Source organism: Microvirga sp. ACRRW (assembly GCF_022346925.1).
Classification (GTDB): Bacteria; Pseudomonadota; Alphaproteobacteria; order Rhizobiales; family Beijerinckiaceae; genus Microvirga.
Window position 1 is genome coordinate 45,024 of sequence record NZ_JAKRNJ010000008.1, and the last position, 25,608, is coordinate 70,631.

The following is a 25,608-nucleotide window of genomic DNA, read 5'->3' on the forward strand; positions in this document are numbered from 1 at the left end:
CGTGAGCGAATTGCAAACTCCTATCCTGCGCAATGCGGAAGATCGCGATGCGCAGGATCTGTTCGGGCTCCTGTCGCTGTGCTTCGCGGATTTTCCCGGCTGCTATGTCGATCCGCATGACGACCTGAAGGATCTGCTCACGCCGGGAGCCGCGCGCAAGAACGACGGCATCCTCTGGGTGTCGGAAGACGAGAATGGACGCATCCGTGCATGCGCCTCCGTCGATTTTCCCGAAACCGGTACGGCGGAAATTCATCGCCTTTACGTGCGCCCGGATCAGCAGGGCAAAGGCCTCGGCTCATCCCTCGTGCGCGCCGTCGAGGGCCACGCCCGCGAGAAGGGCGCGACACGTTTGACTCTGTGGTCGGACACCCGCTTCACCGATGCGCACCGCCTCTACAGGAAGCTCGGCTTCACACAGACGGATCGCATGCGCGATCTCGGCGACATTTCCAACTCGTCTGAATATTTCTTCGAGAAGGCGCTTTAACCTTCGCTGTCATCCCCGGCGGCCTAAGGCCGGGAAGGGGATCCATAGCGCGGCGTTTGATCGTGGATTCCCTTCCCCTTCGCGGCGCTCCGGCCGGGAATGACAGTGGGGGGCTGCCTCACGGGATCTCATAAACCGAGAACTCGTTGTTGATCCCGCGCAGGGTCGTCTTCTGCAGGGTCGGGCGGATGCCTTGCGTTTCGATGATCTCCTGCGCTTCTGGATTTTCGACCACGGTCCCGGTCGCGTAGATCGAGTGCGACATTGCCAGGTTCTGCACCCGCGATGCGATGTTGACGGTTTGCCCGAAATAATCCTGCCGCTCGTTGAGCACGACAGCAAGGCACGGTCCCTCGTGAATGCCGATCTTCAGCAGAAAATCCTGCTCCCCGCGCTCTCTGTTGAGGCCGCGCATGGCCTCGCGCATGCGCAGCGCCGCTGAGATGGCATGGTCCGGCGTCGGGAAGGTGGCCATTACCGCATCGCCGATGGTCTTTACCACCGCTCCGGCTTCCGAGGCCACGATCTCGTGCAGCACGCGGAAATGCTCGCGCACCAGATCGTAGGCGACGAGATCTCCGACGCGCTCGTAGAGTTCCGTCGATCCCTTCAGGTCGGTGAACAGGAAGGTGAGGCTCGTGATCTTCAGGCGCTGGTCGATGTCGAGCGTTTCCGTGCGGTAGATATCGCGGAAGGTCTGGTTCGTCAGCAGGCGCTTGGCCGTCAGGAACGGGCGGCGGTGTTCCATCAGGCCATGCAGCTTATCGTCTGCGATCCAGACGGCGGGGAGCGTGCGGCGCTTGGTGTGGTTCTCGAGCAGCAGACGCAAAGGTCCAGGGTGCATCTTGAGGGTGCTGTTTTCCGCGTGGAGTTCATTGAGCACGAGGGAAAGGTTCTGGCGCTCGCGCGTCGGTTCGCCCTCGACCTCGATGAACTGGGCGGCATGCGTCACGGGATCGAAAACGATCACGAAGGCGGATGGAAGCTGCAGGGACAGGATGACCCGTTCCCCCGGAGGCAGCTCGACCGCGTCGATCACGATCTCGTCGAGCAGCTGCTCGAAATTCTCCGGCAGGTCGACGCCCGAGCTCCAGAAAACCTGACGCAGATATTCATGCATCGGAAGTTTATCGGGCTCGTGAGCCGCGATTTTGCGCACCCGTGGGCTCACCGTGAACGTGACCTCGACCATCTCGTCCAGGGTGGGCTCATAGCCTGCGGCGCAAAGAGCGCAGCTATATTCCTTTTGGGTAAGGGATTTGAGGCTCGCGCCCTCATCCAGAACGCCGCCACATCCTGGGCACAGAACATTCCAGGACATCTCGAACAGGCCGATCCTGGCGGCATGCAGGAAGGCTGCGATGGTGGCCTCCTCATCGAGGCCATGCTTTGCCGCAAAGGCAAGAACATTAATGCGGTTCAGCTCGTAATCGGGAGCATCATGGATCAGGCGCTCGATGTGATCGACAACCGTGCGATCCGCCGATTGCTGTAAAACTGCGAGGAGCTTCTGGTCTTCACTCATGGTCAGACCTCCTTTGAGGGCAGGCTCGCCGTGAGTCTCAGGCATCATCGCCGCATGTCCGAAAACATGCGCCGGGATGCCGCCTCATACGCTTTCAGGATACCACTTCATAGGCTCACTGGCTTGTAGAACAATGAATCTGGCCGGTATTCCGGCGCCGGCAAGGCGCGAGTGCGCGCAAATCGGATGCTTGCGGTCAGGCCTCCGCCACGCCGAATTCCTCAGCATAGCGGTTAGCGACCCGTGTCTGCCACAGGCAGAGGAAGGGGGCGACGATCAGCTCGATCAGCAGCCCGCCCACCATGAAAAACGAGGGAAAGCCGGTCAGCGCAAGGCCGATGAGGCGGCCCAAGCCCCCGATGACTACGAGGAGGGTCAGCATCCGGAAGCGGTTGGTGTGTTCCTCGATGCGGGGCAGGGTGCTCCAGAAGCACAGGCCAATGCCGAGGAGAAGACCGGACAGGAAGCGGAAATGGCTCTCCGCCGAGATGCTCACCGCATCGCCCGTCAGCGCCTGCCCGAAGAGCACGCCGTAAAGCCCCGTCGCCACGGGGATGGCAGCAATGATGGCAACTGTCTGCTGCAGCAGCTTCTTCTCGCGTTCCATGCTGGGCATAACCGGTCCTCCTCCGGAATTCTGCGCCTTCCTCTCGGAGAAGCAATCCTCTAGCTTGGCGGAATGAAACTTGCTCACAGGAGCTGACGGTGTCCGCGCGTTTTGAACTTCACGGAATTGCCCTTTCAGGCCCCACCTACAAGGTCGGGCTGACGCTGTCTTTTGCGGGCGAAGCCTTCGACTACGTACACGTGCCTCTCCGCGAGGGCGCGCACAAGCAGCCGGCTTATCTCGCCAAGCAGCGCTTCGGCCAGGTTCCGCTTCTGATCGACAGGAACAACGGGCGGCATCTCTGCCAGTCGGCGGCCATTCTGGAATATCTTGCGGATACGCTGGGTAGGTTCGGCGGCGCGACCCTCGAAGAGCGGCTGCAGATCCGCGAATGGCTCTATTGGGATTTCGACCGGCTTGCCCCGTCGGTCTACCGCACGCGCAGCGCCAAGCGGGGCTTCCGCCAGTTCGCGCCCGAGGTTCTGGAGATGTATGCAGCCGAGGCCGCTGCCGCCCTCAAGGTGCTGGACGATCATCTGGCAGGCCGCAGTTGGATCGTCGGGGAGGGCGTCACGATCGCCGACATCGATGTCTTCGGCGTGCTGGCCCTTGCTGGCGAGGCGGAAATCGACCTGTCTCCTTACGCGCATGTCGGCGCTTGGCTGAAGCGCATGGAGGCGCTGCCCGGCGCAAAGCTTCCGCAGAACTTCCTGCCGATGGAATCCAAGGCCGCCGCATGAGCATTCTGGATATTCGCGAGGCGAAGGCGGAGGATCTCGAAGCGATCATCCGCCTGCATGAGGAAGACGAACTCGGCTCTCATGGAGATGCGTGGACGCCGGAGACGAAGCCTGTCTACGAGGCCGCTTTCGCGGCCATCGCGCGCAGTGCTGAGAATGTGCTGTTCGTGGCGGTGGACGGAAGCGAGGTCGTCGGCACGTTCCAGCTCACCTTCATTCCCAATCTCACGGGACGCGGCACTTTGCGCGTGAAGGTGGAGAGCGTGAAGGTGAAAGCCGCCCGCCGCTCCGGCGGCATCGGCGCGAAGATGATGACCTTCGCGGAAGACTACGCCCGCTCGCGCGGCGCGAAGGCCATGGAGCTGACCTCCAACAAGACCCGCAAGGACGCGCATCGCTTCTACGAGCGGCTTGGTTTCACGCGCTCACACGAGGGCTTCAAGAAGAAGCTGTGAGCCGCATATGTGGAGGCCTGCTGAACTCTGCCCTAATGATCAGCGCTAAGGTCGATAGTTATAGTCTTCTTCGCACAGGTACCAGAAAGCTCTGTCATAATTGATGCGATCAAGACAGGCATCAAAGTGAACAAGGCCATAGAGCCAATATGCAACTGCAAGAATGCAGAAGGTGACCAAAAGAAGCCTTTTTACCCACGGTCTCGTAAGCAATTCTTTTCTCTAGGATAAAGGCTTCGGGCGCTCCCTCATAAAAGGGCGCCCGAAACGCTAACGCTCTTAAGCCTTCGTGCCGCCTTTGAGGCGCGTGTTGCAGGCGCTCCAGTATTTCGGCCACTTCATGCCGGCCTCGATCTTTTTGGCCGCCTTGGCTTCCTTCCACTCCGCGCTGCATGTCTTCATGCGTTCACGAGCGGCGAGCTGGGCTGCGGTCGGCTCTTTCTTCGGCTTCGTCTCGGCCATGGCCGGAGCGGCGAAAGCCAGGGCGAGAGAGGCGGCAAGGGCCGTGCTGAGAATGCGGTTCATCATAAAATCCCCCATAGGCGCTTCGAAGGGCGCTCGGGCGCATCTCATGATGAAACATTGAAACATGCAAGGCTCCGAAGGCGGCCATGCGCTCTATCCACCGTAAACCTCGCCCTTTGAGGGTGCGTGATCGGGCGCGATACCCTACCTTCCCGCTAGATCCGCATCGTCACATGAAGGAGAGGCCTGCCATGGCGGCATCCACCCAGCAACCGATCGATCTCTATTACTGGCCGACCCCGAACGGGTGGAAGATCACCATCATGCTCGAGGAATGCGGGCTGCCTTATGCGATCCATCCGGTGAATATCGGCAAGGGCGACCAGTTCAAGCCCGAGTTCCTGGCTTTCTCCCCCAACAACAAGATGCCGGCCATCATCGACCATGACGGGCCTGACGGGCAGCCGATCTCCGTGTTCGAGTCCGGTGCGATCCTGCAATATCTCGGCCGCAAGACGGGGAAGTTCTACAGCCAAGATGAGCGCCAGCGCGTCGAGATCGATCAATGGCTGTTCTGGCAGATGGGCGGCTTCGGCCCCATGCTCGGCCAGACGCACCATTTCCGCATCTATGCGCCGGAGCAGGTGCCCTATGCCATCGAGCGCTACACCAACGAGACCAACCGTCTCTACGGCGTGCTCAACAAGCGCCTCGCGGACCGGGACTTCGTAGCAGGCGAATATTCCATCGCCGACATGGCCATCGCCCCCTGGGCCAAGCTCTGGGAGCGCCAGGGCCAGAACATCGACGATTTCCCGCATGCGAAGCGCTGGCTCAAAGCGGTGCTGGAGCGTCCGGCGGTGAAGCGGGCCTTGGAAGTCGGGGCGGAAGATCGTGGCTCCAACGACATGAAGGATCCGGCGGTGCAGGCCATCCTGTTCGGTCAGAAGGCGCGGTAAGCCATATCGCTCCCAAAGGCAGCCCACTTTCGGGCTGCTATATCCTCTTCCTGGTGGAAGCGGCCGGAGGCTTCGCGCATACCGATACATCGACCCGGGCAAGCGCCGCCTCGGTCCGTAGCCTGATAGCCCTGGCCCTTTGGGCGCTGAGGGGATCGCAGACAGGAAAATACTCGTCCGCTGCCTGATTGATCTCCGTCGCTTCTCTCCAAAGGAGGCATACAGCCTTGATCTCGGCTTCCTTTCCTTTGGGGCGCTCGCGCCGTCCGATCTCCATGACCTTGCGCATGGCCAATTCCCAACGGTCCTGGATGGCCTTTGTGCATTCCGCGGCCTGAAGCGGACCTGTGAAGGCGAGGAGAAGGGAAAGAGCGAAAAGGGGGCGTCGCATAAGAAGCTCCGAAGAATGGCTTCTTTATTACGTATCAAATTATATCCCGAGGATCAGGATAGGAAAATTTTATCCACCGCAGCTTTATCGCTCGGTTGGCTGCGGTGGATGCCTGACTGCCTTGGATCAATTCACCTTCGCCCAGGTTTGCGAGCGGCAGATGAGGCCGCCCATGACGCAGCCGGAGAGTTGCATGGCCTTGCCCTCGAAGGTCATCTTGCCCGTATAGGTCTTGCCGTCCTTGTAATTGTAGAGCTGGCCGGTGAAGCCGTTGCCGGAGGGCTGGATGTTGGAGATCATCTGGACGCCGACGAGGCTTCGGGCCTTCAGGTTGGCGTCCGGATTGTTCACGTCCTTGGCGTCGCCCTGAACGGAAATGATGGTTCCGCAATGGGCCTGGCCGCATTTGGCGATGCGCACCCTGGTTTCGCCGCTCTCGCTCAAGTAAGTGCCGCTCGGGTCCTGAGCCTGGGTTTGAGCCTGGACCTGGGCTGCCCCCGTCAGCAGGAAAAGGTCAATGGCGGCAAGGGATAGAGACTTCATGCTGTTCCTCCGGCTCGGTCTTCACTGGACCGATCAGGGAAAAGACTAGAGGACAAGATTCAGCTTTCCAACCCGGCGCGCTCTTTACGATAACCCTTCGCAGGGGCGAAAAGGCGCTTGAGAGCTAAGGGTCTCGCCGCTATAAGCGCCGGACTTTCCGAATTTTTCCTCTAAAAAGGGTGACCATCCATGGCCATCGAGCGTACTTTCTCCATCATCAAGCCCGACGCGACCGAGCGTAACCTGACCGGCGCCGTCAACGCCGTCATCGAGAAGGCCGGCCTGCGTATCGTCGCGCAGAAGCGCATTCTGATGAGCCGCCGCGAGGCCGAGACTTTCTACGCCGTCCACAAGGAGCGCCCCTTCTTCGGTGAGCTCGTGGACTTCATGGTTTCCGCCCCGGTCGTCGTGCAGGTTCTCGAAGGCGAGAACGCCGTTCTCCGCTACCGCGAGATCATGGGCGCCACGAACCCGGAGAGCGCTGCCGAGGGCACCATCCGCAAGCTCTACGCCAAGTCCATCGGCGAGAACTCGGTGCACGGCTCCGACAGCATCGACAACGCCAAGATCGAGATCGCCCAGTTCTTCTCGGGCAACGAGATCGTCGGCTAAGCCTCATCAGGCTTTCCGAACGGAATGATCAGGCCGCCTTCAGGGCGGCCTTTTCTTTGGCCTCCCGCTCCGTCATGATGCGCCCGCCATGAACCAAGCTCCCCGCATCGACCGCCGCTCGTCCATCTGCCCGCACGATTGCCCCTCGGCCTGCTCCCTCGATGTGGAGGTTGTCGGGGCTAAGAGCATCGGGCGCGTGCATGGGGCGAAGACCAACAGTTACACGGCGGGCGTGATCTGCGCGAAGGTGGCGCGCTATGCGGAGCGCATTCATCATCCCGAGCGGCTGCTCTACCCGATGAAGCGCACCGGCCCGAAAGGATCGGGCCAGTTCGAGCGGATTTCCTGGGACCAGGCGCTCGACATCGTGGCAAAGGCCTTCCTGAAGGCCGAGGATGAATTCGGCTCGCAATCGGTCTGGCCCTATTACTATGCGGGCACCATGGGCCTCGTGATGCGCGACGGCATCAACCGCCTGCGCCACGTCAAAAAGTATTCCGGCCAGTATTCCACAATCTGCACGCCCATGGGCTGGACCGGCTATGTGGCGGGCACCGGCAAGCTCGCGGGTTCCGATCCGCGTGAGATGGCGGTTTCCGATTGCGTGGTGATCTGGGGCACCAACCCGGTTCACACGCAGGTCAACGTGATGACCCACGCCATGCGCGCGCGCAAAGAGCGCGGCGCGAAGATCGTCGCCGTCGACATCTACATGAACGCCACCATGAAGCAGGCCGACATGGCGCTGCTCGTGAAGCCCGGCACCGACGGCGCGCTTGCCTGCGCCGTGATGCACGTGCTCTTCCGCGATGGCTATGCGGACTGGGATTATCTGGAGCGCTACACCGATCATCCGCGCGCGCTGGAAGCGCATCTCAAAACCCGGGATCCGGCATGGGCCTCCGCCATCACCGGTTTGCCGGTGGAGGAGATCGAGGCCTTTGCGAAACTCATCGGCACCACCAAGCGCACGTTCTTCCGCCTCGGCTACGGCTTCGGGCGCCAGCGCAACGGCGCGGTCAACATGCATGCCGCTGCCTGCATTCCTGCTGTGACGGGTGCATGGCGGCATGAGGGCGGCGGTGCGTTTCATTCCAACAGCGGCATCTTCAAATGGAACAAGGCGCTGATTGAAGGGCACGAGGCCATCGACCGCTCGATCCGGCTGCTCGACCAATCGCAGATCGGGCGCGTGCTCACAGGCGATGCCGAGGCTCTCTATAACGGCCCGCCGATCAAGGCGATGCTGATCCAGAACACGAACCCGGTTTCGGTCGCGCCGGAACAGGAGCTGGTGAAACAAGGCTTCGCTCGCGAGGACCTGTTCGTCTGCGTGCACGAGCAGTTCATGACCGAGACGGCGATGATGGCCGATATCGTTCTGCCCGCGACCATGTTCATGGAACACGACGATCTCTATTCCGGCGGCGGGCATCAGCACTTCCAGATCGGGCCGAAGCTCGTCGATGCACCGGGCGAGTGCTGGTCGAACCACGAAGTCACGCGGGCCCTCGCCAAGCGCATCGGCGCGGAGCATCGCGCGTTCGACATGGAGCCGCGCGAGATCATCGACTGGACCTTGCGCAATTCAGGTTGGGGTTCCATCGAGGAGCTGGAGGCCGCCGTGCACAAGGATGTGCAGCCGCCTTTCGAGGAAGCGCATTACCTGAAAGGTTTCGGGTACCCCGACGGCAAGTTCCGCTTCAAGCCGGATTGGACCTCCGTGCCGTCCTACAACAACGGCCCGATGGGGCCGTATAATGACATGCCGGAATTTCCGGATCATTGGGGCGTCATCGAAGCGGCAACGGAGGAATATCCGTTCCGTCTCGCAACAAGTCCGGCGCGCAGCTTTCTCAATTCCACCTTCACCGAGACGCCCGGTTCCGTTGCCAAGGAAGGCAGGCCCGAGGTGATGATCCATCCGCTCGACGCTGAGCGGCAGGATATTGCCGACGGCGATTGGGTGAAGCTCAGGAACCATCGCGGCGAGGTGTACCTGCGCGCGCGCCTGTTCGAGGGCGTGCGGCGCGGCGTTCTGATCGCGGAAGGCATCTGGCCCAACAAGGCTCATCCACAGGGGCGGGGCATCAACACTCTCACCGGCGGCGATCAGGTTGCTCCCTATGGGGGTGCTGCCTTCCACGACAACCGCGTGGCGCTGGAGAAGGTGAATGGCGATCTGGCGGTGGAGACGCCACTCGCCACATTGCGCGAGAGAACCGAGCCGATTGTTGTCTAAGTCTTAAGCCTATTTTCGCGTAAGCCTTGATCCTGCCGGGCCGAGCCTATTCTTAAGCTCCGACGTGAATATTGTTCCTGGGGAGCCTTCCATGATCTCGACCTTTCGCGCGCTGCTCACCGTTGCAGCGCTGACATTCAGCGCCACGGCAGCCCTTGCCGCCGCGTCCAACACACCGACCCTCTATACGCCCGACCCGGCTCTGAAGACCGCGACCATGGCCGATCTGCGGGCCCGCGTGAGCCAGGCCTGCTCCATCACCCAGGCCAAGATGCAGAACGTGGCGGAAAGCTCCTTGAGCGGCAAGTGCGGCTGCTATGCGGGCCGCACCATGCGCTCGCTCAGCGCCGATGAGGTGCAGGCCTATCGCGACACGGGCGTGTTCAACGACAGCGCTCGCGAGAAGGCCCTCGCTGCCATCGATGCCTGCAAGCTGCAACGCCCGCAGCTGTAAGCAAGAATAGCGTCATCCCGGACGGCGCAGCCGATCCGGGATCGTCGGCAGGATATAGCGCTATACTCGTCTTGCGATCCCGGGTTCTGCTGCGCAGCCCCGGGATGACGTGTTTCAGGGATGACGCGTTTCAGGAAGGCGAGCGCAACGCGCCTTCGCTGTTCCAGCCTTTCGAGAACACCACGCGGCTGCCTTCAAGCCGCGCGCTGCCGTCGCTGATCATGCGCAAAGCCTGCGGGTAGAGCAGGTGTTCCTGCACGAGGATGCGCGCGGCGAGGCTCTCTTCCGTATCATTGGGGATCACCGGCACGGCGGCCTGGGCGATGATCGGGCCAGCATCAAGTTCCGGCACCACGAAATGCACCGTGCAGCCGTGAATGAGCACGCCTTCCTCAAGCACGCGGCGATGCGTGTGCACGCCACGGAACAGCGGCAGCAGGGATGGGTGGATGTTGATCATCCGGCCCGCCCAGCGCTCTACGAACCAATCGGTAAGCACGCGCATGAATCCGGCGAGGCAAATGAACTCGATGTTGTGCTGTTCAAGCACCGCATCCATCGCCTGTTCGAAATCCTCGCGGGTCGGATGCTCCTTGTGGTCGATGATCGCCGTCGCGATGCCAGCGGCTTTGGCGCGTTCCAGCCCGCCTGCATCGGGGCGGTTCGAGAGAACGAGGGCGATCTCGGCGGGAAATCCCGGCGCGGCCGCGGCCTCGATCAGCGAGACCATGTTGGACCCGCGCCCGGAAATCAGAACGGCGACGCGGCGTGTCATCAGAGCTTCAGCGAACCGGACGTCTGCACGGGCTCACCGCTTGTGTGAGCGATGGTCTCGCCGATACGGACCGGGCTCTCGCCCGCCTGGCGCAGGCGCTCGATCACCGCGTCCGCCTTGTCGGCGGATGCGACCACGATCATGCCGATGCCGCAGTTGAAGGTGCGCAGCATCTCCGCTTCCGCCACGCCGCCGGTCTTGGCGAGCCAGCCGAACACGGGCGGGGCATCGATGGCGTTCAGATCGAGGCGCACGCCGACACCGTCGGGCAGCACGCGCGGAATGTTGTCGGGGAAGCCGCCGCCGGTGATGTGGCAGAGCGCGTTGATGCCGTCGCCGCCCTTCAGCGCCTGGAGCAGAGCCTTCACGTAGATGCGGGTCGGCTCGAGAAGCGCCTGGGCCAGCGTCTTACCGGAAGCAAACGGTGCGGGCGCATCCCAGCTGAGGCCGGAATGCTCCACGATGCGGCGCACCAGCGAGAAGCCGTTGGAGTGGACGCCGGAGGAGGGCAGGCCGATCAGCACGTCGCCCACCTTCACGTCTTTGGGGAGCAGCGTGCCGCGCTCGGCCGCACCCACCGCGAAGCCCGCGAGGTCGTAATCGCCTTTGGCGTAGAGGCCCGGCATTTCCGCCGTCTCGCCGCCGATCAGCGCGCAGCCCGCCTGGAGGCAACCCTCGGCGATGCCCTTGACGATGTGGACGCCGACCTCGGGGGAGAGCTTTCCGGTGGCGAAATAGTCGAGGAAGAAGAGGGGCTCCGCGCCCTGCACGATGATGTCGTTCACGCACATGGCCACGAGGTCGATGCCGATCGTGTCATGGATGCCTGTATCGATGGCGATCTTCACCTTGGTGCCCACGCCGTCATTGGCGGCGACCAGGATGGGGTCCTTGAAGCCTGCGGCCTTCAGGTCGAAGAGGCCGCCGAAGCCGCCGATCTCCGCATCCGCGCCGGGGCGGCGGGTGGAGCGCACCAGGGGCTTGATCTGGTCGACCATGGCATTGCCCGCGTCGATGTCGACGCCCGCTTGGGCATAGGTCAGGCCGTTCGTCTGCTTCTCGGACTTCTCGGTCATGGGCACATCCCCGTGTTGGCTCAGGGGAGTAAGGCGAGAGAGGGCCGGAAGCAAGGGGGAGGCGGCACTTTGAGAGCCGGTATGAGGCTCAAAATGAAACAGGAGCCGGTGAGGTACCGGCTCCTGTGCAGTGAGAGATTTGCGCTTGCTTGAGGCTTATTTGGGCTCGCAGAAATAGATCCTGCGGTGGCCGCCCTTCAGGTCCTGGCTCTCGATGATCCGGAAGCGGGCGTTCAGCTCACGCTCGAAAGCATCCATGTTGTAGTCAGGATACTTTTCTTTCTTGTTCAGAAGCAGCTTCTGCACCATCTCGTCGGGCCGGTCCACGAACTCGATCACGAGCTTCGCGTCAAGCGAGCGCAGCCATTCCAGGAAGAGCGGAATCGGCACATTGGCCGAGAGGCTGATGTGGTGGATCAGCGCCAGGCAGACCACGAAATCGGGGCTGTTGCGGTCGGTGAAGCCCAGGCGCTCCGTGCCCGCCCATCCCTGGTTCGGGGAAGGGTTGGCGAGGTTCATGTAGAGCGGTAGGATCTTGCCAGCGGCGTTGCCCTTCTCACCGAGATAGAGCTTCTCCACCGCATCGTGGTCGCCGTCGACGGTGATCACCCGGTCGGAATATTCCGCGCAGATCTTCGAGAAGGTGCCCGTGTTGCCGCCGATGTCCCAAGCGGTGCCCCAATGGCTGGTTTTCGCGGCATTGCGGACAAAGGCGAGCTTCGCCTCGAAGGCCTGCTGCTCGTAGGAATGGGTGTTGGCGTATTCCGACCATTCCGTGTGCCGGATGGGGGATTGCAGTGACTGCACGAGCCGCTTCATGCTCTGCACGAGACCCAGCACCATGGCGTCGGACTGCTTGAGGCTGTCGCGCTTCTTGGCGGGAGCCCGGTCCTTCTCGCTGCTCTCGACGCGGCCTTCGATCATGGCCGGAACCGTGATGTGGCTGGTTACGCCCTTCTTGAACCGCTTCGTGCCCTTGAAGTAGCGCGAGGCCTCGCTGGGGGTGAGGCCGTCCAGGTTGGAGCGCAGCACGGGCTGGAAGTCGAGGCCGAGATGGGCCTTGAGCATCAGCGGGTAGAGGAAGAGCATGCAGAACTGACGGTAGGCAGCCCAATGCTCGCCCTGCTCGCGGGGCTCGAAGGAGGGGATGTCGATGAAGACGGGCTTCGCGCCGACGAACTGGATGTTGAACGGCGTCGAATCCTTGATCGTCCAGCCTTCCTTGATGCCGCTCTCCAGAAGGTCGAGCTGCAGCAGGGCAGCGTCCTTCAGCATGGAGAAGGTCCACTCATAAGGGTAGGAGATCAGGGGCACGCGCTCGTGCGCCAGAACGCCCGCCCAGCCCTGGGCGAGGATGCCCTTGGCCGCTTCGTCTGCCGGATCGGCGAGAGTTGTCCGGACAATGAGGCCGCGCTCCACGTAATCCTTGAAGAAGGCGGATTGCTCGAGGGCCTTGAAGTTCTCGAGCGCAGCGCTCGTCACGCCACGAAGGATACGCCCTTCATGCTCGTAAACGCGGTTGGCGGGATCGCGGAACGATCCGTTGATCGGGAGCGCAACGTGCTTCATTGAATGTCACCGGCCTTCTTATCTTTCTTGAAGAAGTTTTTGACCTTAGCGACGTAGAGGCGGGCCGTATAGCCGACAGCCGCAAATGCGCCGAGGATAGCGGTGACGATGATGCTGGCGGAGCCGGGATCGACATAAGCCTGCGCCGACTGGGCCTGCGCGACCAGAAGAATGCCGGCCAGAACGGCCAGATGCCGGTGTGTTTTATTCATAGACATAGTCCTCAAACCTCTCGTACGTCTTGACTTGTGGAGGGGGGATGACGCCGAAGTCGACTTCGTTGATGAAGGGGCTCTCGCCGCCTGCGAGGCACCGGACCAGGCTGGCCACGATCCTCCCATTGGTCTGGAAACGCTGCCCTTCGGGCGGCGTCAGGTAAGGCTCGCATTGTTCTGCGTTGATCACGGCTCCCAGAGTGCCATGGCGATCTTGCACGAAGAATTCCTTGTCCTTGGCGAACGAAATTTTGCGGGATACCCAGGTCCCATGATCGCCATAGATGAAAACGATCGCAGTTGGATCGGATTTCCGGATTTCGGTGAGCATCCTGTCCATCGCTTTCGCCGCGATATCCGAGCGCTGCTCGAAATAAGCTCTGTAATTGGCATGATCCTTCACTGAACCTGCGAATACAGACAGCGTGTGGCTCGGATAAAGGACGTGCTGCATATAGAAGTGAGGGCCTGAATTCCTGTCTCTCGCAATGGTCTCGATCAAGTTGTAGGTGTAGTCGAGAAAAGAGAGGTCATTGCCGCCGGTCGTGGGGCCGTCGGATTCCTTAAGGTCGCGGATCGAGCAGTAGCCGAAGAAACCGTAGCGACGCGCATCGTCCGTGAGGAAGCGGCAGGCCGAATAGGGGCGATAGAGATTATAGCTCGTCAGGTATTTTCCCTTGGATGGTCCGAAGAAGCCGCTCTCAAAGGTGAAGTGGGTCGTGTAGCCGTTGGCCGCGAGAATATGACGAAGTGCGCTCGGGGCTGCGCCTGTTATGGCTTGGGTGGTGTGCGGTTCTTCAAGGACCGTAGGACCCATGTTGAGAACATTCGCAAGTGAACGCTTCGTCGGAACGGCATCCGCGAAATTGTTTCGGATGAAGTTGGCTTTGTGCTTCTTCAAAACGCCAATGTAAGGCGGGCTCGGAACGCCGAGGAATTTGATCGCCAGGCTCTCCGGAACCATCGCGTCGAAGGACAGGAAATAGAGGTTCGGCTTGCTCTTGAATTCTACGGTTTTGATGTTGGCCGGCACGGTCTGCTCAGTGTCCTCCTCGCCGGCAAGCAGCGACAAGGACGAGATGCCGATAAACAGGGCAACCACCACCGGCGCCCCGAGAACGAGCCATCGTCTCATCGAGCCGGCGCGAAGCACGATATCGAAGATCACCCAGTAGAGAGCCAGGATCGCGGCGCAGATGCCGATCTGCGCCCACACGCTCATCGCCCCAATATCTGCGCTAAGCACGATATAGAGCAAATAGGTGTTGATCAAAGCAAACGCTGGGAAAACGATCCGAACGACACCTTTTGCAAAGATCAGGACCGTCGTTTGCGCCGCCAGGACGAGAGTTGTAAGGCCGATAGTAAGGAGAATATCGGATCTGGATACTTCTGCATGGGTGTTCAGGAGGGCATTGAACAACCAGAAGTATGAGATAGACGCTAAAAGAACAGGGGAAATCAGGCGCTGATTTATGCCCTTGCTCATAATCTGTCGCCTGAACATATTGTGCGCCCCAAAATCGGCGCGCATCTTGCGGATGGCGTCTGGTGTGTCAAGCAAAATGCCAATGTTGTTGCATGCAACGCCGAGAAATGAATGATTTCAAGGCTCTGCGCCATCGAGGCGGTGCTTTGTCGGCTAAGTCCGAGCGGAGTAAAAGAGCCAGCTTATCAATGCGTTATGGCGCCAAGCTTGAGGGCTCGGCAAGCTCTCCATGCGTCAGAACGTCCTTCGGGTCCGCTGGCGGAATCCCAAGGCGAAGCAGGCGATGAGGTTGCGCTCCACATATTCCGAGAATCAGTGGGCGGGGTCGCTGGCCGATCCGATGATCGGGAGCGCAACGTGCTTCTTCGATCGTCAGGCCTGCTTGTCTTTCTTGAAGAGGTTCTTGACCTTGGCGACGTAAAGGCGGGCCGTATAGCCGACAGCCGCAAATGCGCCGAGGATAGCGGTGACGATGATGCTGGCGGAGCCGGGATCGACATAAGCCTGCGCCGACTGAGCCTGGGCGATCAGAAGGATGCCGGCCAGGGCGGCCAGATGCCGGGCTGTTTTATTCGTAGACATAGTTCTCAAACCTCTCGTTTTCATTGATCTGGCGTATGACGCCGAAGTCGACTTCGTTGATGAAGGGGCTCTCGCCGCCTGCGAGGCACCGGACCAGACCGGTCACGATCCTGGCATTTGTTTGGAAACGCTGCCCTTCGGGCGGCGTCAGATAAGGCTCGCATTGTTCTGCGTTGATCACGGCTCCCAGAGTACCGTAGCGATCCTGCACGAAGAACTGCCTGTCCTTGTCGAATTGCACCGGCCGGGAAACAAAGGCTCCGTGGTCGCCGTAAAGGAAAACAATCGCAGTTGGATCGGATTTCCGGATTTCGGTGAGCATCCTGTCCATCGCTTTCGCCGCGATGGCCGAGCGCCTCTCGAAATACGCCTTGTAATTGTCATTGTCCTTGGCCGAACCCGCGAACAAAGGCAGCGTGTGGCTCGGGTAAAGGATGTGCTGCATATAGAAATGGGGCCCGGAATTCTTGTCCCGTGCGATGGTCTCGATCAAGCCATAGGCGAAGTCTAAAAAGGACCGCTCCCGGACTGCGTTGATGACGCCATCGAAGATCTTGAGATCCCTGAGAGGGCAATAGCCGAAAAAGCCGTATTGACGGGCGTTGTCCGCCAGGAATTGGCAGGCGGAATGGGGGCGGTAGAGATTGTAGCTCGTCAGATACTGCCCTTTGGCCGACCCGAAAAATCCCGTATCGAATGTGAAATGGGTCTTATAGCCATTAGCGCTGAGGATGTATCCAAGCGCGCTTGGAACCCTGCCTGTGATGATGCGGTCAGCCTCCACGTCTCTCTGGGCAACGGGAGATAGGGTCAGGATATTCGCGAGCGCGCGCTTGGTCGGTACTGCATCCGAGAAGTTGTTCGCGATGAAGTTCGCGCCGTGTTTTTTCAGGACATCGAGATAGGGCGGATTGGGGACGCCGATGAACTTGCTGGAAAGGCTCACCGGAACCATGGCGTCGAAGGACAGGAAATAGAGGTTCGGCTTGTTCTTGAACTCTACGGTCCTGATGTTGGCCGGTGTGGCGGTGTTGTCTGCGCCGCTATCGACGAGGAGGGGCCATGCCGAGATGCCCGTGAACAGAGCGGCCAGGACCGGCACGCCAAGGACGAGCCATCGCTGCATGCGCCCGGCGCGCAGCACGATATCGAGGGCGACCCCATAAAGCGCCAGGATTGCCGCGCAAATCCCGATTTGAGCCCAGAGACTCATGACGCCGATCTCGGCGCTCAGAACGATAAAGAGAAGATAGGTGTTGAGAAGGCTGAAAAGCGGGAAAAGCAGTTGAACGGCCGCTCTCGCCAAGAAGAACACGGCGATCTGGACGAGGATGACGAGGCTCGAAAGGGCAAGGATGAGAAAGATGTCGGACGTCGATATGTCGGTGACAGTATTGATGAGAGCCTTGCCGAGCCAGAAATAAGAGATCGACGCCAGCAGAACGGACGCGACCAAGCTTTTGCTCATCCCCGATTTTTCAACAGGCTGCTGTGACATGGTGCCGGCCCAGATTTCTCAAAAGTTTCTTGCGGCGCCAGACGAGTCAGCGCAAATATAACATTGTCCCATAAAGCCTAAAGCAGGTGTCATCAAGACTTCATAGGCCTCTGTGACAAACATTCGCTGAGCAGGGAAACAGCTCAAGTTCGGTTCATCTTGACTGTTCGAACCTTAAGCCTGCAGAGGCCCGATTTATTGAGCTTTATGAGGGTGCGTCGGCGTTACTGCTGCGAATCATCCCTTCCGTTGAGGCTGCCAGCCACCGCCCGGCTTGTCCCTTCGGACCCTGTGTCGCAGGTTGCAGGAGCAACCGCGCCCCGGCATCATCGGCTCATGACCATCCCGAACCTGATCACCATCGCCCGGCTCATCATGGTCCCCATCGTGATCGTCATGATCATGCAGCAACGGTGGGCGGCGGCCTTTATCCTGTTCGTCGTGGCGGGCGTTTCGGATGGGGTCGACGGCTTCATAGCCCGGCATTTCGACATGAAAAGCGAGTTCGGGGCCTATATCGACCCGATCGCCGACAAGGCGCTGCTGGTCTCGATCTATGTGGCGCTCGCCGTGGTCGGGGCGATTCCGAGCTGGCTTGCCATCGTCGTGGTGTCGCGGGATGCGATGATCGTCGCCGCCGTGCTCCTGTCATGGGTCATGAGCCGTCCGGTCGAGATCAAGCCGATCTGGTTAAGCAAGCTGAATACGGTGGCCCAGATCGGCTTTGCGGCCTTTGCCCTTGCGGCCAATGCCTATGGGGTGGAGCTTGCCGGTTTCGAGGATATCGCGATGCTGGCCGTTGCCACCTTGACCGTGGCATCCGCAGGTGCCTATCTCGGGGGCTGGCTGCGGCACATGGCGGCCTAAGAGGCGTTCTTAGAGTATGGAGTACCGATGACGATCCAACGGCAGATCGGATTCTGGGTCGCTGCGCTGGTCGTGGCGGTGCTCCTGCTGTTCGTGCTGCGCGGTATTCTTCTGCCGTTCGTGGCGGGCTTCGCGCTGGCCTATCTTCTCGATCCCCTGGCCGACCGGCTTCAGAAGATCGGGGTCGGGCGCCTTGGCGCCAGCCTCCTGATCCTGGTGATCTTCGTTCTCGTCTTCATCGTGACACTCATGGTCCTGGTGCCCTTCGCGGTTCAGCAGGTCGGGGCTTTCGTCGAACGCGTGCCGAGCTACGTGGCGAGGCTTCAGGAGCTGGCGAACGACCAGTTGAAGCCGCTGCTCGACCGGCTCGGCGCCAACGGCGCGTTGCCGGAAATGCAGACCTCGGTCGGCAACCTCATCAGCCAGGGCATCGCATGGATCGCCACCTTCCTTCAGGGGCTCTGGTCCGGCGGGCAGGCGCTGCTCGGCATCTTCTCCCTGCTGGTGGTGACGCCGGTGGTGGCCTTCTACATGCTCGTGGACTGGGACCGCATGGTGAGGACCATCGATTCCTGGATGCCGGTCCACCAGCGGGAGACAATCCGCGCCATCGCCCGCGACATCGACCGCGCCATTGCGGGCTTCGTGCGCGGGCAGGCTCTGGTCTGCATCATCCTCGGCACCTTCTATGCCGTGGGGCTGACCGTGATCGGCCTCAATTTCGGGGCCCTCATCGGCATGACGGCGGGCCTCCTGAGCTTCATCCCCTATGTGGGCTCGCTCACCGGCCTCATCATCTCCATGGGCGTCGCCATCGTGCAGTTCTGGCCTGACTGGACCATGATCGCGGCCACGCTCGGCATCTTCGTGTTCGGGCAGTTCGTAGAGGGCAACATCCTGTCGCCCAAGCTGGTGGGCGATTCCGTAGGGCTGCACCCGGTCTGGCTGATGTTCGCGCTGCTCGCCTTCGGCGTGCTGTTCGGCTTCGTGGGCCTGCTGCTCGCCGTGCCGCTCGCCGCCGCCATGGGCGTGATCGCGCGGTTCGCGCTGGGCCGGTATCTGGCGAGCCCCCTTTATCGCGGGACGGGGTCTGCGATCCTTCATCCTCGGGTCGAGGACAAGGCCGATCTCGATGCCTGATGCGCCCAAGCAGCTCGCCTTCGATCTGCCGCTCGATCCGCGTTACGGGGCGGAGGATTTTCTCGTCAGCCCCTCCAACGAGCAGGCCTATGGGCTCATCGAGAGCTGGCCGGATTGGCCGGATACGATCCTGCTTCTCATCGGCCCTCCCGGCAGCGGCAAGAGCCATCTCGCTTCGATCTGGGCGACAAACGCCCATGCCTGGACGGTGGATGCCCGCGAGATCACCCACGATAAGGTTCCGCATCTTGTCTCCAACGGAGCGCTCGCCATCGAGGACATGGACCGGGGTGAGCGGGACGAGGCGGCCCTGTTCCACCTGCTGAACCTGGCGCGGGAGAGGAAGGCGTCGCTTCTGATCACCAGCGAAACCCAGCCGGACCGCTGGGGCCTCAAGACCCCGGATCTCCTCTCGCGCCTGCGCCTGGCTCCGAGCGTAACCCTCGACGCGCCGGACGATGCGCTGCTCAAGGCGGTGCTGGTGAAGCTGTTCGTGGACAGGCAACTCGTGGTCGACACCTCCGTTGTCGACTATATCTCTCTTCGGATCGAGCGATCGCTGGCCAAGGCCTCGGAACTGGTAGGGCTCCTGGACAAGGAGGCGCTCAGCCGGGGGCGGCGGGTGTCGCGGGCGATTGCCGCCGAGATCCTCGGAGCCGCGCAGGAAACGGATGAAATCGAGTGAAGGCTGATCCTACCGCATTGTCGTCGAACCGTCGTGAAACCGTCACGAAGCCCAGAGCAAAACGGGCGCCGAAGAAGGACGCGGCGGAGATCGAAATGCGCGATGCAATGGCCCTCAGAGACGAGGAGATTGTCAGCGAGGCCCCCTTGCCGAAGGCCCCGCCGGACATCGAACTCGATGGCGCGGTGCTGCGCCGGTTCCCCCAGCGCTTCATCAATCGCGAATTGTCCTGGCTGCAATTCAACCGCCGGGTGCTCGAGGAAGCCTCCAACCGCAATCATCCGCTTCTGGAGGAGCTGCGCTTCCTCTCCATCTCGGCCGACAATCTCGACGAGTTCTTCATGGTCCGCGTCGCAGGCCTTCGGGGTCAGGTGCGCTCGGGCGTCTCCACGGTCTCGCAGGATGGCCTCACGCCTCATGAGCAGCTGGCGAAGATCTCCGTTGAGGTGTCAAACCTCGCCTCCGACCAGCAGCGGCGCTGGCGGGAGCTGCGCGAGACCTTGCAGGGGGAAGGCATTGTTCTCGTCGAGGGCTCGGGCCTGACGAAACCCGAGGCGTCCTGGCTCGAGGATTACTTCCTCAATCACATCTTTCCCGTGCTCACGCCGCTCGCCATCGATCCGGCGCATCCGTTTCCGTTCATTCCGAACCTCGGTTCCTCCATCGCCCTGAAGCTCGTGCGCCAGAGCGACGGCAAGGTGCTGAACGCGCTGATCCGCCTGCCGTCCCGCGGCGAGCGTTTCATCCGCCTGCCGGATTTCGCCGAGACGGGTTCCGCCCGCTTCATCGCGCTGGAGCAGATGATCGTGCTCTACACGAGCCGCCTGTTCCCCGGTTACGAGGTGCAGGGGCAGGGCGCTTTCCGCGTGATCCGCGACAGCGATATCGAAGTGGAAGAGGAGGCCGAGGATCTGGTGCGCCTGTTCGAGACCGCGCTCAAGCAGCGCCGGCGCGGCAGCGTGATCCGCCTCGAGGTCGAGACCGCTATGCCGGAGGATTTGCGCCTCTTCGTGGCCGAGGAGATGGAGGTTTCCGCTGACGAGGTTTTCGTCGTCGAGGGCATGATGGGCCTGCGCGATCTCTCGCAGCTCGTGGCCCTCGAACGTCCCGATCTCAAGTTCAAGCCGTACAATCCGCGCTTTCCCGAGCGCATCCGCGAGCATAGCGGCGATTGCTTCGCCGCCATCCGCGAGAAGGACATCATCGTCCATCACCCGTATGAATCCTTCGACGCGGTGGTGCAGTTCCTGCGCCAGGCTGCGCGCGATCCCAATGTGGTGGCGATCAAGCAGACGCTCTATCGCACGTCCTCGGACTCACCCATCGTCGCAGCGCTCGCGGAAGCGGCGGAAGCCGGCAAGTCCGTCACCGCTCTCGTGGAGCTGAAGGCTCGCTTCGACGAAGAGGCGAACATTCGCTGGGCGCGCGATCTCGAACGCGCAGGCGCTCAGGTTGTGTTCGGCTTCATCGAGCTGAAGACCCACGCCAAGCTCTCGATGGTGGTGCGGCGCGAAGGCAGTCAGCTCATCACCTATTGCCACGTGGGCACGGGCAATTACCACCCGATCACGGCGCGCATCTATACCGACCTGTCCTATTTCACTGCCGATCCGGTGATCGGCCGCGACGTGTCGCGCATCTTCAACTATGTGACGGGCTATGCGGAGCCTGCGGAATTGGAGCGCATGGCGGTGTCGCCGCTCACGCTGAGAAAACGGCTGCTTCAACACATCGAGGAGGAGATCGCCCATGCCAAGGCGGGGCGGCCCGCCGCGATCTGGGGCAAGTGCAACTCGCTGGTCGATCCCGGCATCATCGACGCGCTCTACGATGCGAGCGCCGCCGGCGTGCAGATCGATCTCATCGTGCGCGGCATCTGCTGCCTGAGGCCGGGCATTCCCGGCTTGTCCGAGAACATCCGCGTCAAGTCCATCGTCGGCCGCTTCCTGGAGCACACGCGCATCTATGCCTTCGGCAACGGGCAGGGGCTGCCCAATCCCAAGGCGCATGTGTACATCTCCTCCGCCGACCTGATGACGCGCAATCTCGACCGGCGCGTCGAGGCGCTTCTGCCCATCGTCAATCCCACGGTTCACCAGCAGGTGCTGGACCAGATCATGCTCGCCAACCTGCTCGACAACGAGCAGAGCTGGTCCGTTCTGCCGGACGGCACGAGCCAGCGGATCGTGCCCGCCAAGAGCGAGGAACCGTTCAACGCGCACAAGTACTTCATGACGAATCCGAGCCTCTCCGGCCGTGGCAAATCCCTGAAGACGTCGAGCCCGAAGGCGCTCGCCAAGCGGGGGCTGCGCTGACATGCCCCCCATCAGCCGTGAAGCCCAAGGCCGCCTCAAGATCGGCAATCCGGTCGCCATCATCGACATCGGCTCCAACTCCGTGCGCCTTGTGGCCTATGAGGGCATGTCCCGCGCGCTGACGCCGATCTACAACGAGAAGGTTCTCTGCGGTCTCGGCCGTCATGTGGCGACCACGGGCCGTCTCGATGATGATGCGGTCGATCGTGCGTTGCGCGCTCTCGCCCGCTTCCGCGTGCTCTGCGACACGATGCAGGTTTCCGACGTGTTTGTGCTCGCCACCGCCGCCGCGCGCGATGCTTCCAACGGTCCCGCCTTTCTGGAGGCGGCAGCCAAGGCTTGCGGTCGTCCCATCAGCCTGCTGTCCGGCGCTGAAGAAGCGCGGTACTCGGCGCTCGGCATCGTCGCCGGTTTCCATGAGCCGGATGGCATCGCGGGCGACATGGGCGGCGGCAGCCTGGAACTGGTGGACGTGAAGGGCGCGAGTGTGGGGCAGGGCACGACCATGCCCCTCGGCGGCCTCGCCCTGCAGGATGTCAGCGGCGGCTCCCTGAAGAAGGCGCAGAAGATCGTGCGCGCCGCTCTGGAGCGTGCGCCGGAATATCTCGAGAACCTGCATGGCCGCACGTTCTATGCGGTGGGTGGTACGTGGCGTGCGCTGGCGCGGCTGCATCAAGCAGCAACCGATTATCCGCTCCACATCATGCACAGCTACATTCTCGATCCGAAGTCCGGTCTCGACTTCCTGCAACTCGTGGAGGGAGCCGACACCAAGTCGCTCAAGGATATCGAGAGCATCTCTGAAGCACGCCGTCCGCTGCTCGCCTACGGTGCCATCGTGCTGGAAGAGATCATCCGCCTCGGCGAGCCGAAGGAAGTGGCGATCTCCGCCTTCGGCGTGCGTGAAGGCGTGCTGTTCGACAAGCTCGATCCCGAGACGCAGAAGCGCGATCCGCTTCTTGCGGCGGCAAGCGACCTGAACCTTTTGCGCTCCCGCTCGCCGCGTCACGGCCAGGAGCTGTGCGAATGGACCGAGGCTTTCATGAAGAGCCTCGGGCTGACGGAGGCGGAGAACGAAACCCGCCTGCGCCGTGCCGCCTGCCTGCTCGCGGATATCGGCTGGCGCGCGCATCCCGATTATCGCGGCGAGCAGAGTCTCAACCTCATCGCCTACGGCGCCTTCGCGGGCCTCGACCATCCGGGGCGCGCCTATCTCGCGCTCTCCATCTTCTTCCGGCACGAGGGTCTTTCACCCGACAAGGTGGGATCGCGCATCAAGTCGCTCGCGGGGCCGCGCTACCTGGAGCGCGCCCGCCTTCTCGCCGCGCTCATGCGCATCGCCTATCCCGTTTCCGTCTCAATGGAAGGCATCCTGCCGCAAGCACCTCTCCGCGTCCGAGGCAGCCAGGTGGTGCTGCAATTGCCGTCGCACATGCAGGACCTCGCCAACGAGCGCCTCGCGGGCCGCATGAAGGCGCTCGGCAAGCTGCTCAACATGGAGCCGGTAATCGAGATCGCAGGCTAGTCGGTTTTATCCAATCTCGCGCAACTTCACTCGCCCGCGCTCCAGCACGAGGCCGAGCTGGCCGTTCTTGAGGGCCAGCGCTTTCTCACCGAATAAGGCCCGGCGCCAGCCGTGCAGCGACGGCACGTCCGCAGTGTCGCTCTCGGCGATGGCCTCGAGCTCCTCGACGGTGGCGACGATCTTCGGGGCCACGCCTTCCTGCTCGGCGACCGCCTTGAGCAGAACCTTCAAGAGATCGACGACCGCGCCCGTATTGCCGCGTCCCCGGCTGCGTTCGGGCATGGGAATGCTCGCCGGATCGCGGGCGATGCCGCGCTCGATGGCTTCCAGGATCTCGCCGCCCGTGCGGGAGCGCTCGAAGCCGTTGGGGATCGAGCGCAGGCGGCCAAGGGCTTCCACGGTACGGGGAGCGGAGGTCGCGACGTCGATCATCGCGTCGTCCTTGAGGATGCGCCCGCGGGGCACGTCGCGGCTCTGCGCTTCGCGCTCGCGCCAGGCGGCGACCTCCATCAGGACGGCGATCTCCTTCGGCTTGCGCAGGCGTCCGGCGAGGCGGCGCCAGGCATTGTCCGGGTCGGCCTGATAGGTTTCCGGCGAGGTGAGGATGGACATCTCTTCCTCGAGCCAGTTGAGACGGCCGTTCTTTTCGAGCTGCGTCATCAGCGCCTCGTAGACCTTCACCAGATGGGTGACGTCCGAGAGCGCATAGGTGAGCTGGGCATCGGTGAGGGGGCGGCGCGACCAATCCGTGAAGCGAGAGGACTTATCGACCTTCGCCTTGGCGAGATCGTTCACCAGCTGCTCGTAGGAAACCGAATCGCCATAGCCGCAGACCATGGCGGCGACCTGGGTGTCGAAGAGGGGCTCGGGCACGATGCGGCCGAGGTTCCAGATGATCTCCAGGTCCTGCCGGGCCGAGTGGAACACCTTCACCACGCCCTTGTTGGCCATGAGCGCCATGAAGGGCTCCAGGCTGATCCCCTCGGCCAGCGGGTCGATGAGATAGGCATCGGCGGCATCCGGCCCCGCCATCTGGATCAGGCAGAGCTTCGGATAATAGGTGGTCTCGCGCAGGAACTCCGTGTCGACGGTGACGAACGGGTGCTGGCTCAGGCGGGAGCAGGCGGCGGAAAGCGCCTCGGTGGTCGTGATCAAATCCATGAAAACGTCTTTTAGCGGAACCTGGCTGTACAGGCGACCCGGTTTTAGGCCCTGCGCAGGGCTTTCCTCCGCTCTTTTGCCTGCCGCTCGGCCCGCTTCATGAGCCAGTCGAGGATATTGCGGTCCACCACGATCCCGGTTTCGGCATCTTCCAGCCGCTCGATCCGGTCCACCCGGAAGCCCCGATAGCCGTCGTCGGCCATGTCGATGCCTCCCAGCAGCATCTTGCCGGGACCGACCTTCAGCTCGCGCACGATCACCCAGCGCCGGGTCTGATTACCGGTCTGATCCACATAGTCGATCTCAAGCGCTCCATCGAAGGGATAGACGTGCCAATTCCCCTCGATCCGCTCCTCGTGAGGGGCGTTCGAGCCATGCTTGAGCAGGGTGGTTGCGTGGTTCTGAATCATAGAGTGGATATGGGAATTCACGCTTTGTTCCGCAAGGGTAAAAGCCTTTGAAAATAAGGATTTGAAGGTGAGGTAGGGCGGAGCGGCCCTGCCAGGCAGACCGTCCTCCCGGGGCTGCGCAGCAGAACCCGGGATCGCATGACGAGCATGGCGCGGGTTCCCTCTCCCGGGCGGGAGAGGTTTTCCTGCGCCTTATCCTGCCCGCGATCCGGGCTCGGCTGCGCCGTCCGGGATGACGAGAGGCGGAAAGGGAGGACGCCTTAGCAGTCCCTGCAAGAGCGATGTTCCGTTTTTGTTCTTGACAAAATGCCTAGGCTGGGCCATATGCATGGGGTCCGCCTCTTCCGAGGGACGCGCCCGAGGCGTCGGTCGTGGAGAGCGGATGCGGTTCTGATGCGCCGGCGGTCTCGCACCCGTCGGCCTCAGGAGCCCGAGCGGGGAGGAAGAGGCGCTGAGCTTGTCCGGGCAGGCTGCGCACACGCTCCCTCAGCCTCGCCAGTGCTGGAACACGATTCCAGGGCTGCGCGCAAAGCCGTGCATAAGGCGTCTCTGAGGGTTCGTCCCTGATGGCGCCGGAGCGCCGAGGCCGGGTTCTCAACAAGCCGCGCGCGGGAGGCGGATGCTTTCCGAGCCCGGGCGGGTTTCCCGTCCCGCCCCCCTTTCGCGCGCTCCGCTTTCGGGTTCGCGAAGCATGTATGCCTCCCGCGCTTCCCTCTCGAATGCGACGGACTGGGCCACCGCAAGCCGGAAGCCACCTGCCCGAAAGGGGCGGGAGCGCCCGAACATGCCCCTCATTCATCCTTCGTCCTTGACTTCCC

26 protein-coding genes are annotated in these 25,608 nt (G+C 62.0%); 12 read left to right on the forward strand and 14 right to left on the reverse strand.

All coding sequences use genetic code 11. The features are described 5' to 3' along the window. Window position 1: 1 nt before the first annotated feature. The gene (locus MHY87_RS16460) at window positions 2-490 is read left to right on the forward strand and encodes a GNAT family N-acetyltransferase (RefSeq protein ID WP_239353649.1); all 489 of its coding nucleotides are present in this window, start codon (window positions 2-4) and stop codon (window positions 488-490) included. A 118-nt stretch (window positions 491-608) separates the two neighbouring features. On the opposite strand, the gene MHY87_RS16465 is transcribed toward MHY87_RS16460, so the two are convergent. Together MHY87_RS16465 and MHY87_RS16470 are read right to left on the reverse strand one after the other, a co-directional pair. Further along, window positions 609-2,015 carry an adenylate/guanylate cyclase domain-containing protein gene (locus MHY87_RS16465; protein WP_239353650.1) on the reverse strand — a complete coding sequence of 469 codons (1,407 nt, stop codon included), beginning with the start codon at window positions 2,013-2,015 and terminating at the stop codon, window positions 609-611. Window positions 2,016-2,211: 196 nt separating this feature from the next. Further along, the gene (locus MHY87_RS16470; protein ID WP_239353748.1) at window positions 2,212-2,622 is read right to left on the reverse strand and encodes a DUF4345 domain-containing protein; all 411 of its coding nucleotides are present in this window, start codon (window positions 2,620-2,622) and stop codon (window positions 2,212-2,214) included. 98 nt (window positions 2,623-2,720) lie between these two features. Here MHY87_RS16470 and MHY87_RS16475 point away from each other — a divergent pair, with 98 nt between their 5' ends. Beyond that, window positions 2,721-3,362, forward strand: a complete 642-nt coding sequence (locus tag MHY87_RS16475; protein ID WP_239353651.1) for a glutathione S-transferase family protein — start codon at window positions 2,721-2,723, stop codon at window positions 3,360-3,362. Continuing rightward, a complete protein-coding gene (locus tag MHY87_RS16480) occupies window positions 3,359-3,817 on the forward strand; it encodes a GNAT family N-acetyltransferase (RefSeq protein ID WP_239353652.1) in 459 nt (152 codons plus the stop codon). Before MHY87_RS16475 ends, MHY87_RS16480 begins: the two co-directional genes overlap by 4 nt. Window positions 3,818-4,096: 279 nt before the next feature. Here MHY87_RS16480 and MHY87_RS16485 read toward each other — a convergent pair whose 3' ends face one another. After that, entirely contained in the window at window positions 4,097-4,342 is a 246-nt protein-coding gene (locus tag MHY87_RS16485; RefSeq protein ID WP_239353653.1) for a hypothetical protein, read from the reverse strand. A 191-nt stretch (window positions 4,343-4,533) separates the two neighbouring features. On the opposite strand from MHY87_RS16485, the gene MHY87_RS16490 reads away from it, so the two are divergent. Then, entirely contained in the window at window positions 4,534-5,241 is a 708-nt protein-coding gene (locus MHY87_RS16490) for a glutathione S-transferase N-terminal domain-containing protein (RefSeq protein WP_239353654.1), read from the forward strand. A gap of 37 nt (window positions 5,242-5,278) precedes the next feature. Here MHY87_RS16490 and MHY87_RS16495 read toward each other — a convergent pair whose 3' ends face one another. Together MHY87_RS16495 and MHY87_RS16500 are read right to left on the reverse strand one after the other, a co-directional pair. Further along, window positions 5,279-5,530, reverse strand: a complete 252-nt coding sequence (locus MHY87_RS16495) for a hypothetical protein (protein WP_239353655.1) — start codon at window positions 5,528-5,530, stop codon at window positions 5,279-5,281. A gap of 228 nt (window positions 5,531-5,758) precedes the next feature. Next, on the reverse strand, window positions 5,759-6,175 hold the full coding sequence (locus tag MHY87_RS16500) for a DUF2147 domain-containing protein (protein WP_239353656.1): 417 nt from the start codon (window positions 6,173-6,175) through the stop codon (window positions 5,759-5,761). A 189-nt stretch (window positions 6,176-6,364) separates the two neighbouring features. On the opposite strand from MHY87_RS16500, the gene ndk reads away from it, so the two are divergent. The 3 genes from ndk (at window position 6,365) to MHY87_RS16515 (ending at window position 9,483) form a co-directional block, all read left to right on the forward strand. Then, a complete protein-coding gene (gene ndk / locus MHY87_RS16505; protein WP_239353657.1) occupies window positions 6,365-6,787 on the forward strand; it encodes a nucleoside-diphosphate kinase in 423 nt (140 codons plus the stop codon). A gap of 88 nt (window positions 6,788-6,875) precedes the next feature. Further along, on the forward strand, window positions 6,876-9,029 hold the full coding sequence (locus tag MHY87_RS16510; RefSeq protein WP_239353658.1) for a molybdopterin-dependent oxidoreductase: 2,154 nt from the start codon (window positions 6,876-6,878) through the stop codon (window positions 9,027-9,029). A gap of 91 nt (window positions 9,030-9,120) precedes the next feature. Next, the gene (locus MHY87_RS16515) at window positions 9,121-9,483 is read left to right on the forward strand and encodes a hypothetical protein (RefSeq protein ID WP_239353660.1); all 363 of its coding nucleotides are present in this window, start codon (window positions 9,121-9,123) and stop codon (window positions 9,481-9,483) included. A 130-nt stretch (window positions 9,484-9,613) separates the two neighbouring features. Here the strand turns inward: MHY87_RS16515 and purN are convergent, their stop codons facing one another. From purN to MHY87_RS16550, 7 genes are all read right to left on the reverse strand, one after another. Further along, window positions 9,614-10,258: a phosphoribosylglycinamide formyltransferase gene (gene purN, locus MHY87_RS16520; protein ID WP_239353661.1), complete on the reverse strand. Its 645-nt coding sequence runs from the start codon at window positions 10,256-10,258 to the stop codon at window positions 9,614-9,616. Continuing rightward, window positions 10,258-11,334 carry a phosphoribosylformylglycinamidine cyclo-ligase gene (gene purM / locus MHY87_RS16525; protein ID WP_239353662.1) on the reverse strand — a complete coding sequence of 359 codons (1,077 nt, stop codon included), beginning with the start codon at window positions 11,332-11,334 and terminating at the stop codon, window positions 10,258-10,260. Before purM ends, purN begins: the two co-directional genes overlap by 1 nt. A gap of 156 nt (window positions 11,335-11,490) precedes the next feature. Next, a complete protein-coding gene (locus tag MHY87_RS16530; protein WP_239353666.1) occupies window positions 11,491-12,903 on the reverse strand; it encodes a class I SAM-dependent methyltransferase in 1,413 nt (470 codons plus the stop codon). After that, a complete protein-coding gene (locus MHY87_RS16535) occupies window positions 12,900-13,115 on the reverse strand; it encodes a hypothetical protein (protein ID WP_239353667.1) in 216 nt (71 codons plus the stop codon). The genes MHY87_RS16530 and MHY87_RS16535 overlap by 4 nt, the downstream gene beginning before the upstream one ends. Continuing rightward, window positions 13,108-14,607 (reverse strand): hypothetical protein, encoded by a 1,500-nt coding sequence (locus MHY87_RS16540; RefSeq protein ID WP_239353670.1) that lies wholly within the window; start codon window positions 14,605-14,607, stop codon window positions 13,108-13,110. Before MHY87_RS16540 ends, MHY87_RS16535 begins: the two co-directional genes overlap by 8 nt. 372 nt (window positions 14,608-14,979) lie before the next feature. Continuing rightward, complete coding sequence (locus MHY87_RS16545) at window positions 14,980-15,189, reverse strand: hypothetical protein (RefSeq protein ID WP_239353671.1); 210 nt, start codon at window positions 15,187-15,189, stop codon at window positions 14,980-14,982. Further along, window positions 15,176-16,657 (reverse strand): sulfatase-like hydrolase/transferase, encoded by a 1,482-nt coding sequence (locus MHY87_RS16550; protein WP_239353672.1) that lies wholly within the window; start codon window positions 16,655-16,657, stop codon window positions 15,176-15,178. The genes MHY87_RS16545 and MHY87_RS16550 overlap by 14 nt, the downstream gene beginning before the upstream one ends. A 366-nt stretch (window positions 16,658-17,023) precedes the next feature. Here MHY87_RS16550 and MHY87_RS16555 point away from each other — a divergent pair, with 366 nt between their 5' ends. From MHY87_RS16555 to ppx, 5 genes are all read left to right on the forward strand, one after another. Further along, entirely contained in the window at window positions 17,024-17,554 is a 531-nt protein-coding gene (locus MHY87_RS16555; protein WP_239353673.1) for a CDP-alcohol phosphatidyltransferase family protein, read from the forward strand. 27 nt (window positions 17,555-17,581) lie between these two features. Beyond that, window positions 17,582-18,694, forward strand: coding sequence for an AI-2E family transporter (locus MHY87_RS16560; RefSeq protein WP_239353674.1), 1,113 nt, complete (start codon window positions 17,582-17,584; stop codon window positions 18,692-18,694). Continuing rightward, the gene (locus MHY87_RS16565) at window positions 18,687-19,379 is read left to right on the forward strand and encodes a DnaA ATPase domain-containing protein (protein ID WP_239353675.1); all 693 of its coding nucleotides are present in this window, start codon (window positions 18,687-18,689) and stop codon (window positions 19,377-19,379) included. Before MHY87_RS16560 ends, MHY87_RS16565 begins: the two co-directional genes overlap by 8 nt. A gap of 95 nt (window positions 19,380-19,474) precedes the next feature. Then, the gene (locus tag MHY87_RS16570) at window positions 19,475-21,694 is read left to right on the forward strand and encodes an RNA degradosome polyphosphate kinase (RefSeq protein ID WP_370644975.1); all 2,220 of its coding nucleotides are present in this window, start codon (window positions 19,475-19,477) and stop codon (window positions 21,692-21,694) included. A gap of 1 nt (window position 21,695) precedes the next feature. Further along, entirely contained in the window at window positions 21,696-23,219 is a 1,524-nt protein-coding gene (gene ppx / locus MHY87_RS16575; RefSeq protein WP_239353677.1) for an exopolyphosphatase, read from the forward strand. A gap of 6 nt (window positions 23,220-23,225) precedes the next feature. Here the strand turns inward: ppx and rnd are convergent, their stop codons facing one another. Together rnd and MHY87_RS16585 are read right to left on the reverse strand one after the other, a co-directional pair. Next, window positions 23,226-24,380, reverse strand: a complete 1,155-nt coding sequence (gene rnd / locus MHY87_RS16580) for a ribonuclease D (protein ID WP_239353678.1) — start codon at window positions 24,378-24,380, stop codon at window positions 23,226-23,228. Window positions 24,381-24,424: 44 nt separating this feature from the next. Beyond that, window positions 24,425-24,811: a hypothetical protein gene (locus MHY87_RS16585; protein ID WP_239353679.1), complete on the reverse strand. Its 387-nt coding sequence runs from the start codon at window positions 24,809-24,811 to the stop codon at window positions 24,425-24,427. Window positions 24,812-25,608: the final 797 nt, after the last annotated feature.